Here is a 14,667-nt window from a genome sequence, read left to right as displayed (position 1 = left end):
ATCTGCTTTTTGAACAAAGTGCACGGTTTTTTTCCTTACTCTTTCCCTTGTTACACATAATAATTGGGAATGTAAGCACTATCAAACGAGTCACAGATGGGTTCATCAACCAAGGGGAGGAAATGGAATGAGAAAAGTGTTAACCGCAGTGCTCATGTGCTCCTTGCTCGGAAGCCTGATCGGCTGCTCCGGCGGGAATTCGGCCGATCAGCCTGCAAGCGCCGGAACCGATACAGCGCCGTCCGCAGCCGCCAGCGACGAGAAGGAGCCGGTAAAGCTGCGCATCGCCTGGTGGGGCGGACAGTCCCGGCACGATTACACGTTGAAGGTCATTGAAATGTATCAGGAGCAGAACCCGCACGTCACCATCGAGCCCGAATACGCCCCGTTCGACGATTACTGGAAGAAGCTTGCTCCGCAGGCGGTAGCCGGCGGTCTTCCGGACATTATTCAGATGGACATCTCCTATCTGAACCAATATGCCGGCCGCAATCAGCTTGCCGATCTGAAGCCGTTCACCGACAGCGGAGTCCTGGACGTTTCGGACGTCAGCGAGAATGCCCTGAGCGGAGGCGAGGTCAACGGCAAGCTGGTAGCGATGAACCTTGGCGTCAACGCACTCCAGACGACATTCGACGTAGAGACGATGAAGAAGAACGGCATCGATATTCCCGGCAAGGACTGGACCTGGGACGACATGGACAAAATGGGCGCGCAAGCGAAGGAAAAAGGATTTCTCATCGGTGGCTTCGCCTACCGGCATGACGTCTTCTTCCCGTATTATCTGAGAACGATCGGCCAAAAAATGTACAGCGCGGACGGCAAAACGATCGGCTATGCCGATGATCAGGCCTTTATCGATTATTTCACCCGCTACCAGAAGTGGTATGACAATGGGTACATCCTGTCGTTGGATAAGGAAGCCCAGAAGAAAGGCGTCGCGGAGGAGGATGAAATCGTGCTTGGCAACGCCATTTCCGGCACGGGCTGGTCCAACCAGTTTCTCGCCGTTGCCAATCTCGTTCCCGATCGTCCGCTGGAGCTGAATCCGATGCCGGGACCGGGCACGAAGGAAGGGCTCTTCCTGAAGCCGTCCATGTATTTCTCCGTCACGGAGACGTCGAAGCATAAGGAAGAAGCGGCGAAATTCATCAGCTTCTTCATCAACGACATCGAGGCAAATAAGCTGATCAAGGGCGAGCGTGGCGTGCCGGTATCCGCTAAAGTCAAGGAAGCGCTGAAGCCGCTGCTCTCCGAGAATGAGGCGAAAATATTCGATTACGTCACCTGGGCCGAGGCGAACAGCAGCCCTGGCGATCCGCCGAATCCGATCGGTGCCGTGGAAATCGAGAAGCTGCTTCGCGATCTCAGCGAGCGCATCCTGTACAAGAAAATATCGGTGGAGGATGCGGCTGCCGAATTCCGCAAGGAAGCGAATGCGATCCTGGCCAGATCCCAGCAGTAGTTCCGGATGCACCTAACTTGAGGCATCCCCTTTCAAACGTACGTCAGGTACGGGGCAGGGGGTGCCTTTATGATGACACCGGACCGGGCGGACCTCTGGTTTTTAAACAAAATGGACGGTTTTCTTCATAACGCCCTCTCGGTCAGACTTTCTATAATGGAACTATCCGCCAGCGAATTCGCCCGCCGGACGGGCGCTGTCAAATTTGAAAGACGAGGGGTTGAAAATGATGAATAGACTTCGCGAGAACGAGCATATCACCGGATACGTATTCTCCGCTCCGTTCGTTCTTGGCTTTCTGATCTTTACGCTGTATCCGATCCTGTCGTCCCTCTACTATTCGTTCACCAACTATAACCTGATGGAGGCGCCAAGCTGGCTCGGCCTCGGCAATTATGAGCGGATGTTCACGGAGGACGATAAAATCGGAAAATCGTTTCAGGTGACCTTTACATACGTATTCGCCAGCGTCCCGCTTCGGCTTATCTTTGCACTCTTCGTGGCAATGATCCTGAATACGGCGACCAAGGCGGTCGGGCTGTACCGCTCGGCCTTTTACCTGCCGTCCCTGATCGGCGGCAGCGTCGCGGTCGCGATTATGTGGCAGCAAATCTTCGGCGACCAAGGGCTCGTCAACTCCGCCCTCTCGCTCTTCGGCATCGAATCCAGCACATCCTGGATCGGCAATCCGAGCACGGCGCTGTGGACACTCATCGCCTTGTCGGTCTGGCAGTTCGGCTCATCGATGATTATTTTCCTTGCCGGACTCAAGAACATTCCGAAGGATTATTACGAAGCGGCCAGCGTCGACGGCGCAAATGCCGTGCACCGATTCTTCAAGATTACGCTCCCGCTGCTGAGCCCGATCATTTTGTTCAATCTGACGCTGCAGACCATCTCCGCCTTCCTGACCTTCACCCCCGCTTATATCATCTCGCGCGGTGAAGGCGGTCCGCTGGATCAGACGCTGCTGTACTCGCTTTACCTGTACCGCAAAGCCTTTTCGCATTTTGAAATGGGCTACGCATCGGCGCTTGCCTGGGTCATGCTCGTCATTGTCGGCGTCCTTACCCTGCTCATCTTCAGATCTTCCACCCGCTGGGTTCATTACGAATCGAAAGGAGACTGACGGCTATGACCAAATCCGGACGCATTCTGTATCATACACTGGTCGGGCTGTTCGCCCTGTGCATGACCTATCCGATCCTGTGGCTCGCCGCCAGCTCGCTGAAGCCCAATCACGAAATCTTTACGACCGCCTACAGTCTCATTCCCAACAAGCTCGAATTCTCGAACTATGCAACAGGCTGGAAGGGATTTGCCGGAACGACCTTCGGGACCTTCTTCAAGAATTCCTTCATTATCGTCATCATCTCAACGATCGGTGCCGTCGTATCTTCCGCATTAGTGGCTTTTGGTCTGGCTAGGACAAGGTTTTTCGGTCAAAAATTTTGGTTCGCCTGCATGATGATCACCATGATGCTGCCGCATGACGTCGTCATCGTCCCGCAGTACGTGATGTTCGCCAATTTCGGCTGGATCTCGACGTTCAAGCCGCTGATCGTCCCCCATTTCTTCGGGGTTCCGTTCTTCATCTTTCTGATTATGCAGTTTATCCGCACGATCCCGCGGGAGCTCGATGAAGCCGCAAGGATCGACGGCTGCAGCAAGTACGGCATCTTCATCCGGGTCGTTGTGCCCTTGATCGTTCCGGCCTTGATCACGTGTTCCATCTTCTCCTTTTACTGGAGATGGGATGATTTCATCAACCCGCTGATCTACCTGAACCAGCCGGAGAAATACCCGGTGTCGTTGGCGCTCAAGCTGTTCCTCGATGGGGAATCGCTCAACAACTGGGGCGGAATGTTTGCCATGGCCACCCTGTCGCTGCTGCCGGTCGTGATCGTATTTTTCATCTTCCAAAAATATATCGTCGAAGGGATCAGCACAACAGGCTTGAAAGGTTAATCCCCAAATTTCTCCCTCTTAAGGAGGCTTAATATGAAAGGAGCTGCAGCTATGCCGGCACTCGTATTTGATGAACAGTATATCGGGCAAGTCATGGATAAGGTGGTGGAGCGGACCTTCCGCATGGACTTCAGCTGGGATTGGCCCGGCGGGGTTGCGTTTTACGGCGTTTGCGAGGCGTATGAAGCGACGGGCAAAATGGAATATCTGGAGCAGCTGAAGACATGGGTCGACGAAAATATGGAGGATGGTCTGCCAAAGCTGTCTGTGAACGGCGTCTCGATCGGACATTCCCTCTTAACGCTGTATAACGTCTACGGCGATGAGCGTTATATCGAAACGGCCAAGGAGATGGCCGAATACCTCACTCACGATGCCGTTCGATTCGGAGAAGGGATCTTTCAGCACACCGTCAACTCCGAAGCCTATAACTTCCCTGAGCAGGCATGGGTGGACACGATGTTCATGGCCGGTTACTTCCTGCTGCGCATTGGAGCGCTGCTCGGCCGTGACGATTACTTCGAGGACGGGCTGCGGCAGTACCACGGCCATGAGAATTGTCTGCAGGATCCGGTGACGAATCTGTACTATCATGGCTGGGACAATATTGCCGGCAATCATATGTCGGGGGTATTTTGGTGCCGCGGCAATGCCTGGGCCGCCCTTACGATGGCGCGCGCATTGGAGCTCGTACCGGTTACGCACCCTTCCTTCATGATCATTGAAGGCTCGCTTCGGGATCAGCTGAGCTCGCTCGTACGGCTGCAGCATGAATCCGGGCTGTGGCACACCATTACGACGGATCCGCAGTCGCCGCTGGAAACGTCGGGATCGGCGGGGATCGCAACCGCATTGCTGACCAAGGGGCGCATCTACAATAAATACACCCAGAAATCGATCGACGGCATCCTGACCAAAATTACCGAGGATGGGACCGTAACCGGCGTTTCGGCCGGAACGGCCGTCATGAAAAATGCTGCTGGTTATATAGGCGTGCCCGACAAGCGAATTCAGGGGTGGGGACAAGGATTGACGCTGGCATTTCTGGCCGAAGTGCTCAAGGTCAAGAATAATCCGTATTAGTAGATACAAGAAAGGCTGCCGTACAGGGAACGATGAGTGTTCTCTTGAAGGCAGCCTGTTTCTTTTAGCTCAAAATTATTCGAAATAATAATAATAGCTATACTACTGAACCCGGATCTAGTTACTCGACTTACTTATCTTGTTATTCGTGTTGTTATTCGTCCTGTTATTCGTGATTGTTACTCGTGTTGTTACTCGCCTTGATTCTCCTCCTGCTCACCCTGTTCAGCCTTGCCTTCTTCCGCCTTCTGCTTCGGATGCGGCGTCCCGTCAAGGCCATACACCTCGTCATAGGCATCGAAGATTTTGCGTGCGACCGGTGCGGCGCTTTGAGAGCCAAAGCCGCCTTCAGGGATGACAACCACGACCGCCAGCTTCGGCTTCTCTCGGGGAGCAAACGCGATGAACACGCCATTGTCCTTTCTCCCTGCCGGTGAATCCTGCTCGGACGTGCCGGTTTTGCGGGCAAAGTCGTACGGGAAGCCTTCAAACCCGGCAATCCCCTGCGTATTCATGCCTCGCTTGATAACCTGCCAGTATTCCTGCGGAAGCTTGACTTCGTCGATTACTTCCCTGCCGAATTCCTTGACAATGTTCCCGTTCTGGTCGGTGATCTTGCTCACGAGCTGCGGCTTGATCCGCTTCCCTTCATTAGCCAGCATCACCGTGTATTGGGCCAGCTGCAGCGGCGTATATTTACCCATTTGGCCGAAGGAGGCATAAGCCAGCGCAGCGAGATTGCTGCCTGCAGCTTCCTTATTGAGGTATTCCGCCCTCCCTTCATTCTCAAGGGGCAATCCGCTGCCGGTGACAACGCCGAGTCCGAACCGCTTCATATACTGATCCCATACTTTAACGGCTTTATCACCGCCGTATTTGTCATACAGCTTCTCCCCGACCTGATCGATCATAAAGGCATTGGACGAGGTCTGAATCGCTTGGTCCGGCCGGATCCGGCCAATCACATGACCGCCGGCGTTTCGGATCGGCGTTTCACTGCCCTCTTTGCCGATCAAGGCATAGCCCTGGTCCGGGTACGTATCGTATGGCGTGAACAGGCCTTCATTGAGCCCGATCAGCACCGTCAGCGGCTTGATGACCGATCCGAGATAGATCATCGATTCAAATCCATTGCCCGACCGGCCCGAGCCGAAGATCGTTATCGTCCCGTTACCGGAAGAGTTGACGACCTCCTGGGTGATTTTATCCCCGCTCCCCCATATGTTAGGGTCATAATCCGGGATGCTGGCCATCGCCACGACGTTGCCAGTGTCCACCTCCATAGCGACGGCATAACCGGTCAGCGCATCCCGATGATACTTCCCGGAGATCAGATGGGTACGAAGATACTGCAACCGCTCGGTAATGGCTTCCTCAGCCGCAAGCTGGATATCCTTATGAATCGTCGTATGGACATCGAGCCCTTTCTCCGGGGCTGCCATGGACGGGACGCCGTCCACCATGTTCTGCGGATTAATCGGAATGCTGATATACCCGCTTTTGCCGCGCAGCTCTTTCTGAAACATCCGCTCAAGTCCGTCATAGCCAACCCAATCCTCTTCGTTGTAGATCAATCCTGGATCGTCCTGCCCCTTATTCGCCTCATCGATTTCGGCATATTCCTTGAAATCTTTTGAGCCCTTGAATTTCTTCAGGTACCCGATCGTCTGGACCGCAACCGTGTCTGGGTCGTAATGCCTCACATTCTCCTCCACGATCTGAATGCCCGGGTACCGCGAGCGGTTCTCCATGAAATGAGCGATCTCCTGCTTCGTCAAATCCGATTTGATCCGTCTGGGCGCATAGCCGTGCTGCTTCGTATACTCCAGATCCAGGGCGTCAATCACCTCTTCGGTTGTCATCGGTTTGCCTTTCGGATCCCCGTATTGGGCGAAGACCTTTGCGATGTCCTTCGCCATCGCTTCGATTTCCGGCCGGTTCTTCTGCCCCCTCTCCGTGTTCTTGTTATAATCCTTCATCAGCGTGATATATAAGGTATGAGTCCCCGTCGAATAAGCCAGCTTCTCGCCGGAGGCATCGATAATGCTTCCCCGGATCGGCTGAAGCGTGAATTTTTTCAGCTCCCCCCCGGACTCCTTTTCAGCAAGCTCAGGGCCCTCCACGAATTGCAGAACGGCCATGCGGATGATAAGGATACAAAAGATGAGGAAAGCGCCGAAAAAGAACAGATTGACCCGCCGGTTGAATTGACGCTTCACGTCCCCTTCATCGGGATCGCTCATGTAAGGAGGAAATCCCTTGATCATGCTCCTGCTCTCCTTTCCAGGACAAGGTTAATCCATCCAGACCGGAAGATCGGGATGATTGTTATAGCGAAACAAACGGTCCAGCTGCTCGGCCGTATTTCGCTCTTCAGACAATGGGGGAAGCGCGTCACGTTCAAAGAAGCCGACCGCCGACGTTTCTGTGCCGATGCCCGCAGCCCCCCCTGTGATTTCGCATTGGATAAACATTTTATATACATGAAAAGGCGACGGCGGATGCCTATGAAATTTTTTATCCAGAACAGCCAGCAGCCGCACTGCGCGTACTTCATAACCCGCCTCCTCCTGTACTTCCTTAACGGCCACCTCCGACGGCGACAGACCGATGTCCGCCCATCCGCCCGGCAATGCCCAGGCTCCGTCGGCTTTCTCCCGAACGAGCAGCAGCTTCCCGTCCTGGAAGATAACCGCGCGCACATCCACCTTCGGCGTCTGGTATCCCGTTTCACTGGCAAATAAGGTGCGGATCTTATCTTCGCCCGCTTCTGTATATTCCTGCATAATCGATATGCTGAGCGCTCTCAGCTGCTCGAACCGTTCTTGGTCGTAAACATCCTTGGTATAGGCGAGGCCAGCTTGGCTGATCGCTTGTATTTCCTTTACCCACTCCAACCATTTCAGCATGCTTGTCTCATTCCTTTTTCATGAACTTGTGTCCCCGGAACCGCTCTCAATCAAATTTGGGACATAATGGAAGACCGTAACCATCCAATTATACCATATTTTCTCGGAAATATATGATGAACTATAGAGCAAGTCTCCCTAAAAAAATGAAAAAGGCTCCGCCATGCTCGGGTCGTTGCAACCCTTAGGCGGAGCCCGGTTCAGATCCCTCGTTCGAGGCCGTCTGAGTGTTACTTCTCTTCTTTTTGCGTGCTCTTGATCAAAGCATAGGCAAGATGGCCGACCATCCCGAGGAACAAGCCGGTTCCAACGACGATATAGATCATCGTAAACACCTTTCCGAGTGAAGTTTGCGGAGCAAAGTCGGGGTGGCCGACCGTGCTCAGCGTAGCAACGCAGAAATACAGTGCGTCCAGCACGGACAAGCCCTCTTGCTTTGTATAGAACATCGTCCCCGAGATCAGCATGATGACGATCAGGACAAACAATGCAACGAAATTGCGCTGCTTGAACGCATGAACCAGCCCCTTGAGCAGCCGTTTTAATGTTAGCAGAAATGAAATCATGTTCGGTTAACCGCCTTATTTTTTCCCTGTAGGAATCTAGTCTGAAATCGTGTCTAAAAATCGCAGCATGGAACGGCAGTGAAGCACTCGATCCATTCCCCCATATCTTATGGCTGGAGCATCAACAGCTCCCGGATATCCTCCTCGGTCCAGCTCGGGAGCCAATCCTCACCCGATTGGATGACCTCGTCGATCAGATCCTTTTTCTTCTGCTGCAAGGTTATCATCTTATCCTCAATGGTATCCCTGGCTACCATCCGGATCACCTGAACGATTTTCTTCTGTCCGATCCGGTGCGCCCGGTCTGCCGCCTGTTCCTCAACCGCCGGATTCCACCACAGATCATAGAGGATCACCGTATCCGCTCCAGTCAGATTAAGCCCTGTTCCCCCGGCCTTCAAGGAGATCAGAAAAATCTCGCGCTCGCCTTCGTTGAAACGGCTGCACAGCGAGGCCCGCTCGGCCGGTGGGGTCTGTCCATCGAGGTAAAAGAACGGCACCCCGCGCCGTCCCAGCTCCTGGCTGATCAGCTTCAACATAGTGGTGAACTGCGAGAAGACGAGGACGCGTCTTCCCGCATGGAGGCATTCGGCGAGCGTCTCCAGCAGCTGCTCGAACTTCGCGGAGCTGCCCTCATAGCCTTCCACGAACAATGCAGGGTGACAGCATATTTGTCGCAGGCGGGTCAAGCCGGCCAATATCCGGATTCGGCTCTTCTGGAAGCCGTCCTTGGCGAGATGCTTCAGCGTCTCTTGTCTTAGCTTGGCCAAATAAGCCGTATACAGCTTCTTCTGCTCCAGGAGGAGTGCTGAGGACTGCAGTGTCTCGATTTTATCCGGCAGCTCTTTCAGCACATCCGACTTCAGCCTCCGCAGCAAGAAAGGTCGGATCCGTGTTGCGACCGTTTCCCTCGGCAAATCCTGAAAAGCCTTTCGTCCACCGAACAAGGCAGGGAATACCGCATCATAGATGGACCAGAGCTCTTCCATCCGATTTTCCATCGGGGTGCCGGTCAAGGCAAACCGGTACCGGCTGCTGATCGTCTTCACCGCCTGTGCAGTCTGCGTCGCATCATTCTTAAAGGCTTGGGCTTCGTCAAATATCGCGGCGTGGAACATCCGTTTTGCATAATCGGCCATGTCCATGCGAAGCAGCTGATACGAGGTGATCCATACATCCGCCTCCCCTTCACTGCGGATCAGCTTCTTCCGTTCAAGCCGGGAGCCGTCCATGACGGCTGCTCGAATCTCCGGCGCGAACCGGGCAATCTCGCTCTGCCAATTATAAAGCAGAGAAGCCGGGGCCACGATCAGGACGGGTTCTCCAGTCTTTCGAATTTCCGGTAGAAGGGACAGCACGAACGCGATGCTCTGGACCGTTTTTCCAAGACCCATATCATCAGCCAATATTCCGCCGAACCGGTAGTGGGCCAAGGTGCGCATCCACTGGTATCCATACTTCTGGTAATCTCTCAAGACCGGCTCGAGGCTTGGCGGTACCGGGAAGTCCAGATCATCGGGATGTTTGACATGCTGAAGCATTTGTCTGAGCGATTTGCCCAGTTGTACTGATGATGACGCGCTCTCCCAGCCCAGCAGCTGCAGTCCTTGAACGGCCGGCAATCTGGCTGTACCGTTCTCCGCATAGCTGCTCCATGCTCCTAACCGGTTCATGGCAGCTATGATCGCCTGCAATGCCTCGCCCTCCAAGGGCATCAGCGCGCCGCTCGGGAGACGGTGGTATTTCCGTTTCTCCTCAAGCGAGCGGATCAAGCTCCGAATCTCGGATTCCGGTATGCCGTCAAGCTCAAACTTCAGCTCCAGCCAATCGGTCCGCTCATCGATGTCCACTTTCAATTTCGGCGCAGCATGCTCCCGGAATATTCGCTCCTTCACGGCTGACGTGGCATATACCGTAAGCAGCTTCTCCAGCTCGGGAACGATATGGTGCAGAAATTCAAATTCGGCATCCTCGTCGTTCATATAGTATCCGCCGTCCGTTTTGGCGAAATCCGCCTCCTCCATGAGGCGCAGGATCCGCTGTTCCCGTTCTCCGTCCCGGACGAGAATGGCACTGCCGTCGTGCGCTGCACGGTTTCCGTCGAGGGGATTGATTACGATATCGCCGTATTGAAAATCCAGGCCGGCCAGCAAGCGTCCTTTTACCCGATCAAGGTACAGCTTGGCTTTGAGCGGGGAGCGAATCATTTTGTCGGACACGGCCTTTGCAATATGCACGCTTCCGAGCTTCATAAGCCCGGGAATTACCTTCTCCATCATGGATTCCATGATGCCCCCCGATATCGGCACAGCAGGCGGATACGTCCGCTCGAGCAGTTCTTTCATCTCGGATAGCCTGGCCCCATCTTGGGGCGTAAGCTCGGCAAGCTTCCCGTCAACGACGGCGGCTCCGTATTCCTCCAGAATCTGCAGACGGTCCAGCCCCTGAACATACATCACATATTGCGTATCTCCGGACGGTTCCACTTCAAACCGGATCGGGAGCGGCTCCTGGTATGCTTGCAGCTTGTCCGTCAGGATCCCGTCGACCGACAGCAGACAGCTTCCGGACGCAGCCGCCAGCGCTTTGATCTTTGGCCAGAACGAGGGCGGGATGAAGAGCATCCGCTCACTCCCGGCCTTTTTGCCAGGGGGACTGTAAAAGCCGAAGGTCTGCTGAACCATTCGTTCATGGTCGTAAATACGGATCAGCTCCTGAAGCAGGTCGTCATCCTCCTTCTTAAATCCATGCCGCTCCGGATCATAGGTGAAGTTCTTTGTAAACGTGCACGGCTCCAGTCTTCTAACGCATTCCAGAAAATCACGAATCCGGTGCACCGCATACAGCCGCTTCTGGCCGACTCTCATTTCGATGCCCAACCGATTCTTTCCGCTGCTAAATGGAATCAGCTTTAAGATAAATTCCGTCTGCAAGATCTCCCTTGTGTCAAAACGTGAGGCAGCACTGGAATACCGATACCCCGGATCGGCGAACAGACCGAGCAGCCGATTGCCGATCTGGGGATCCATCTCCCAATCGTCCGCCGGCATGAACGAATTGCCCTTAGCTCGCGGGGTTAGCAGCCCGTTCTCTTCTTCTCCAGGCTTCGTACCATGCAGCAGGGATGGGTACTTCCGTTCGTCACCTTCACTTGGTTGCTCCAGTTCCTGGATTGTCAGCAGCACGGCTGCCATGTGACCGCATCGATGCGACGTTGAATGATGGAAGCCGCAGCTGCATTCCGCAATGATATCTCCTTCTTCATCGATCCGTATCCGGACGATCCCGGATGTTCGATCCGCGACCTCCGCATCATATATCCGGTTATCGAGGTCCCGCTTCAGCATGTGAACTCTGCCGCCCCGGTATAGTTGATGCCCCTTCTCATAGGAGGCTTTTCCGCACCACTGTTTAATGATTCGTTCCGTCAACCGGTTGCTCATCCGTCCAATCCCTTTCTTTCTCGCTTGTTACACAACAGTATACCACGTTCGGAACAAGGTCAGAATTTGCTCGTCTCAGAATACTACACCGGTACATGCACCTGCATATTGATATATTTGGAAGCACCTACTATGATAAGGATGAAATAATCAATAATGGATTGATACATAAAGGAGTTCGATTGTCATGAAGAAAAAGATAACCGTTCTGCTCTCGCTTGCTCTGCTCACTACTCTTGCACTGGGTCATACCAGCACTGATATTGCAGACGCCAAATCCACCGAAGTGAAAAAATACAAAAACTGCAAAGAGATGAATAAAGATTACCCTGGAGGCGTTGCCCGGTCCGCATCCGTCAAGAACAAAGGCGGCAAGACGAAATACAAGCCTTATGTATCCAAAGCGCTGTATGACGCCAACACAGCCAGGGATCGTGACAAGGATAAGATCGCTTGCGAGCGATAATCGGATAAGCTGCATTGGGCTAAGTTCAATGGTCAAGTTCAATGGATTAAACTCGTACCCGCTAGAAAACAAAAGAAAACGAAACTAAAAAACCTGCCGTAGTCGGCAGGTTTTTTAGTTCTATCGGAGCATCCTCCTATAGACGCTTAGAGTACAGCACCGTTTCATCCAGCTTGCCGACGAAATGGCAAAGTCCGGGATAACGCCTGCTTGGACATGACCGAGAGTTCGGTACAAGATGAGGAGACATTTGCCGATCAGATTCCGGGATACTCACTATTCAGAGAGCAGCGACATGATACGCTCTTTCATAAACCGATAGCTGGGTTCATGGTCCTTCTTGGCATAGAATCGAAGCCCGTCGATTCCCTTGAATAATTGGTAACAGAGCAGTCGTTCCCGGAAATGCGGAATGTCGTCACCTTGTTGCTCGACTGCCATCTTCAAACGTTTGGGAAACTCAAGCTGAGGCGCCCATAAATCCATGACCGCAACATCGAACATGAAATCGCCGTACATCGCCATTTCCCAGTCCACAATTCCGGATAATTGGTCCTCTGCCGCCAGCATATTGCCCAAATGAAAATCCCCATGCACGAGATAGCGCTCTTTCGGCGCAAATGCAGCAAGCTCTACCATCTTTTCATACAAGCGGTAAAAAAGGTCCTTCTCCAAAAAGCTGCTGTCAAACAGATCGGTCCAGCCATCGTAAAATCCTCCCTGGTCCTTGGCGAAGGTAGCCTTGAGGTAATCGGTCCACGTGCCATGCGCTGCTTTGCCCTCAGGCGTGAACCAGCCGTAGCCTTCGCTGTTATCGCCTACCGTAATCCGGTGAAGGCGAATATACTGCTCGATCAGACTGGGAATGACTTGACGGATGGAAGCCGGCTGAAGCGTGCTGATAGGCACCCCCGGCATTTGATCCGAGATTGAAAAATGGATGGCGCCTGCGTTTCCGATCTTGTATACCTTCGGGACGGGCAAGCCATATACAGCCCCATACCGATCATGGATCCATCGTTCTTTCTCCAGACTGTCGCGATTATCCTTGAAATGAATGACATACGCTTTGCCGTCTTTTTCATAACGGAATACCCTGCTGAGCTCCCCCATCTCGATGGGACTAACGTTCGTTATATGCTCACCCTCAATTGCCCGGAGATGGCTTATGGCTGTATCCGTATCCATCTCAGGCTTGAAGCTCTTCATGGTTCACAACCTCCGTCATTTCGGTGATATCGTCATTTTTGGAGATCTTCCACCTCCGGTATAGCGTTAGAAACAACTCATTCAAATTGCAGGAAAGTCCGGAGGCCGAAAGATGGACGGTTGCATTCGTCATCCTTTTATTCATTCTCATCAGCTTCTGTTTCCACTCAGGCAACCTAGCCAGGATCTCATCCGGATGATGCACCTCGATTCCAATAAACCGCTCATTCATGACTTGGTAAATATCGATGCTTTTAATCTCATTCCATGGAATCGCCCCAACGCTTACATAGGAGGGACGATCGATAATTCCCTCATCATTGATAACCAGCGCCGGTTTACGCTGCACAAGCTTACTCGTGGAAAAGACCAGCATCGCTCCGAAAAATACGGTACAGATGAATCCAGCGATCACCAGAACAATTAAACGATCCGCTAAGCCGGCATATAGCATAAAGATTCCGAGCGCAACGAAGAAGAGAGAGCCTAACAAAATTTTGGTTACTTTGGGTTTAATATGGATTTCTTCTTGTCTGTGCACCTGTTTTACACTCCTTATAGCTTTAAATCATATAGGATTGTCTACTCCTTCGCCGGATCCACTTCAAATTCCCGCACGAATACCGCCGTTCCCGTTATGTATACCTCCATTTTCCCAAATTCGCGGTCAACCGTAACCTGGACCCGTCCATTTTTGCCGATCTCCTGTCCCTGCTCAACCATCATCTGTATGGAAGGCCATTCAGGCTGTATGTAGGTTAGATAGTAGGCGCCCATAACACCCGATGCGGTTCCGGTAACAGGATCTTCGATGGTGCCGGAATATGGGGACGAGAAATGTCTGGCATGCATCAGGGCTGACGGATCTATCGTTTCCATGCAGAACGGATGCAGGGAAGCTTTGGGATTCTGCGTTAAAATCTCCGGAAATTTGCGGTTGTCGGGAATCATCCGGCTGAAGCTGTCCAGCTTCTTCACGGGAATCAACAACGTCCAGATTCCGGTACTGCCGTATACAATCGGCTTCGTCAGATCAAGCTCGTCACGATGCAATCCGATCGCTGAGGCCAGCAAGTCCACATCGCCTTCAAATTCGACAAACTGCGGAGAATCCTGCTTCATCGTGATGCTAGGCTGCACGTCGTTATTTTCGAATCTGACCGGCAGTACGCCCGTCTTCGTCTCGATCGTATACGTATCCTTCGCATCCAGCAATCCTCTCGTCTTGAGTGCATACATGGATGCCATCGTCGCATGCCCGCATAGATTCATCTCATGACCAGGCGTAAAATAACGCAGCCGAATATCCGCCTGATCCGAATGCATGACAAACGTCGTTTCATTGAATCCGACCTGTTTGGCAATTTTCAGCATGTCTTCCTCCGTCAAATGATCCGCATCAAGCACGACTCCGGCAGGATTCCCCTTGTCGGGCACGATCGAAAACGCATCATACTGAAACACGGTCACCATGTTCATCGCTCCCCCCACTTTCTCTCATCACGGACGATGAGATCGCATGGATACAATTTGAGAAAATCTTATCACTCCACCTTCC

General features: G+C 52.9%; 13 protein-coding genes. 6 read left to right on the top strand and 7 right to left on the bottom strand.

Features of this window, described 5'->3' with window-relative positions:
- Positions 1 to 127: 127 nt before the first annotated feature.
- The 5 genes from NSQ46_RS10445 (at position 128) to NSQ46_RS10425 (ending at position 4,516) form a co-directional block, all read left to right on the top strand.
- Positions 128 to 1,465: an ABC transporter substrate-binding protein gene (locus tag NSQ46_RS10445; RefSeq protein WP_028405384.1), complete on the top strand. Its 1,338-nt coding sequence runs from the start codon at positions 128 to 130 to the stop codon at positions 1,463 to 1,465.
- A gap of 69 nt (positions 1,466 to 1,534) precedes the next feature.
- Positions 1,535 to 1,702: a hypothetical protein gene (locus tag NSQ46_RS10440; protein WP_186332934.1), complete on the top strand. Its 168-nt coding sequence runs from the start codon at positions 1,535 to 1,537 to the stop codon at positions 1,700 to 1,702.
- Positions 1,695 to 2,594 (top strand): sugar ABC transporter permease, encoded by a 900-nt coding sequence (locus tag NSQ46_RS10435; protein ID WP_028405385.1) that lies wholly within the window; start codon positions 1,695 to 1,697, stop codon positions 2,592 to 2,594. Before NSQ46_RS10440 ends, NSQ46_RS10435 begins: the two co-directional genes overlap by 8 nt.
- A 5-nt stretch (positions 2,595 to 2,599) precedes the next feature.
- Positions 2,600 to 3,433 carry a carbohydrate ABC transporter permease gene (locus NSQ46_RS10430; RefSeq protein ID WP_144870845.1) on the top strand — a complete coding sequence of 278 codons (834 nt, stop codon included), beginning with the start codon at positions 2,600 to 2,602 and terminating at the stop codon, positions 3,431 to 3,433.
- A gap of 51 nt (positions 3,434 to 3,484) precedes the next feature.
- Positions 3,485 to 4,516: a glycoside hydrolase family 88 protein gene (locus NSQ46_RS10425; protein ID WP_210094807.1), complete on the top strand. Its 1,032-nt coding sequence runs from the start codon at positions 3,485 to 3,487 to the stop codon at positions 4,514 to 4,516.
- 191 nt (positions 4,517 to 4,707) lie between these two features.
- Here the strand turns inward: NSQ46_RS10425 and NSQ46_RS10420 are convergent, their stop codons facing one another.
- The 4 genes from NSQ46_RS10420 to NSQ46_RS10405 all read right to left on the bottom strand — a co-directional run bounded on the left by NSQ46_RS10420 (position 4,708) and on the right by NSQ46_RS10405 (position 11,434).
- On the bottom strand, positions 4,708 to 6,783 hold the full coding sequence (locus tag NSQ46_RS10420; RefSeq protein WP_340900030.1) for a penicillin-binding transpeptidase domain-containing protein: 2,076 nt from the start codon (positions 6,781 to 6,783) through the stop codon (positions 4,708 to 4,710).
- 27 nt (positions 6,784 to 6,810) lie between these two features.
- Positions 6,811 to 7,425, bottom strand: coding sequence for an NUDIX hydrolase (locus tag NSQ46_RS10415; RefSeq protein ID WP_210094725.1), 615 nt, complete (start codon positions 7,423 to 7,425; stop codon positions 6,811 to 6,813).
- A gap of 230 nt (positions 7,426 to 7,655) precedes the next feature.
- Positions 7,656 to 7,991, bottom strand: a complete 336-nt coding sequence (locus tag NSQ46_RS10410; RefSeq protein WP_007132211.1) for a potassium channel family protein — start codon at positions 7,989 to 7,991, stop codon at positions 7,656 to 7,658.
- 107 nt (positions 7,992 to 8,098) lie between these two features.
- Positions 8,099 to 11,434, bottom strand: a complete 3,336-nt coding sequence (locus NSQ46_RS10405; protein WP_340900029.1) for a DEAD/DEAH box helicase — start codon at positions 11,432 to 11,434, stop codon at positions 8,099 to 8,101.
- Positions 11,435 to 11,621: 187 nt separating this feature from the next.
- Between NSQ46_RS10405 and NSQ46_RS10400 the strand changes: the two genes are divergently transcribed.
- The gene (locus tag NSQ46_RS10400; RefSeq protein ID WP_007132213.1) at positions 11,622 to 11,900 is read left to right on the top strand and encodes an excalibur calcium-binding domain-containing protein; all 279 of its coding nucleotides are present in this window, start codon (positions 11,622 to 11,624) and stop codon (positions 11,898 to 11,900) included.
- 276 nt (positions 11,901 to 12,176) lie between these two features.
- Here NSQ46_RS10400 and NSQ46_RS10395 read toward each other — a convergent pair whose 3' ends face one another.
- Genes NSQ46_RS10395 through NSQ46_RS10385 form a run of 3 tightly spaced genes read right to left on the bottom strand, consistent with a single transcriptional unit; the run spans position 12,177 to position 14,588 of the window.
- A complete protein-coding gene (locus tag NSQ46_RS10395; protein ID WP_007132214.1) occupies positions 12,177 to 13,109 on the bottom strand; it encodes an aminoglycoside phosphotransferase family protein in 933 nt (310 codons plus the stop codon).
- Entirely contained in the window at positions 13,090 to 13,650 is a 561-nt protein-coding gene (locus NSQ46_RS10390) for an STM3941 family protein (protein ID WP_342576759.1), read from the bottom strand. The genes NSQ46_RS10395 and NSQ46_RS10390 overlap by 20 nt, the downstream gene beginning before the upstream one ends.
- Positions 13,651 to 13,691: 41 nt before the next feature.
- Positions 13,692 to 14,588 (bottom strand): PhzF family phenazine biosynthesis isomerase, encoded by an 897-nt coding sequence (locus tag NSQ46_RS10385; protein WP_040740083.1) that lies wholly within the window; start codon positions 14,586 to 14,588, stop codon positions 13,692 to 13,694.
- Positions 14,589 to 14,667: the final 79 nt, after the last annotated feature.

Origin of the sequence: Paenibacillus sp. FSL M8-0142 (assembly GCF_038597315.1) — a bacterium.
Lineage (GTDB): Bacteria > Bacillota > Bacilli > Paenibacillales > Paenibacillaceae > Paenibacillus_AQ > Paenibacillus_AQ lactis.
This window is presented reverse-complemented; position numbering and strand designations above follow the sequence as displayed.

Excerpts from the sequence above, each read along its gene's own strand:
- NSQ46_RS10445 (WP_028405384.1), top strand. The coding sequence starts at position 128 with ATGAGAAAAGTGTTAACCGCAGTGCTCATGTGCTCCTTGCTCGGAAGC.
- NSQ46_RS10440 (WP_186332934.1), top strand. The coding sequence starts at position 1,535 with ATGATGACACCGGACCGGGCGGACCTCTGGTTTTTAAACAAAATGGAC.
- NSQ46_RS10435 (WP_028405385.1), top strand. The coding sequence starts at position 1,695 with ATGAATAGACTTCGCGAGAACGAGCATATCACCGGATACGTATTCTCC.
- NSQ46_RS10430 (WP_144870845.1), top strand. The coding sequence starts at position 2,600 with ATGACCAAATCCGGACGCATTCTGTATCATACACTGGTCGGGCTGTTC.
- NSQ46_RS10425 (WP_210094807.1), top strand. The coding sequence starts at position 3,485 with ATGCCGGCACTCGTATTTGATGAACAGTATATCGGGCAAGTCATGGAT.
- NSQ46_RS10420 (WP_340900030.1), bottom strand. The coding sequence starts at position 6,783 with ATGATCAAGGGATTTCCTCCTTACATGAGCGATCCCGATGAAGGGGAC.
- NSQ46_RS10415 (WP_210094725.1), bottom strand. The coding sequence starts at position 7,425 with ATGCTGAAATGGTTGGAGTGGGTAAAGGAAATACAAGCGATCAGCCAA.
- NSQ46_RS10410 (WP_007132211.1), bottom strand. The coding sequence starts at position 7,991 with ATGATTTCATTTCTGCTAACATTAAAACGGCTGCTCAAGGGGCTGGTT.
- NSQ46_RS10405 (WP_340900029.1), bottom strand. The coding sequence starts at position 11,434 with ATGAGCAACCGGTTGACGGAACGAATCATTAAACAGTGGTGCGGAAAA.
- NSQ46_RS10400 (WP_007132213.1), top strand. The coding sequence starts at position 11,622 with ATGAAGAAAAAGATAACCGTTCTGCTCTCGCTTGCTCTGCTCACTACT.
- NSQ46_RS10395 (WP_007132214.1), bottom strand. The coding sequence starts at position 13,109 with ATGAAGAGCTTCAAGCCTGAGATGGATACGGATACAGCCATAAGCCAT.
- NSQ46_RS10385 (WP_040740083.1), bottom strand. The coding sequence starts at position 14,588 with ATGAACATGGTGACCGTGTTTCAGTATGATGCGTTTTCGATCGTGCCC.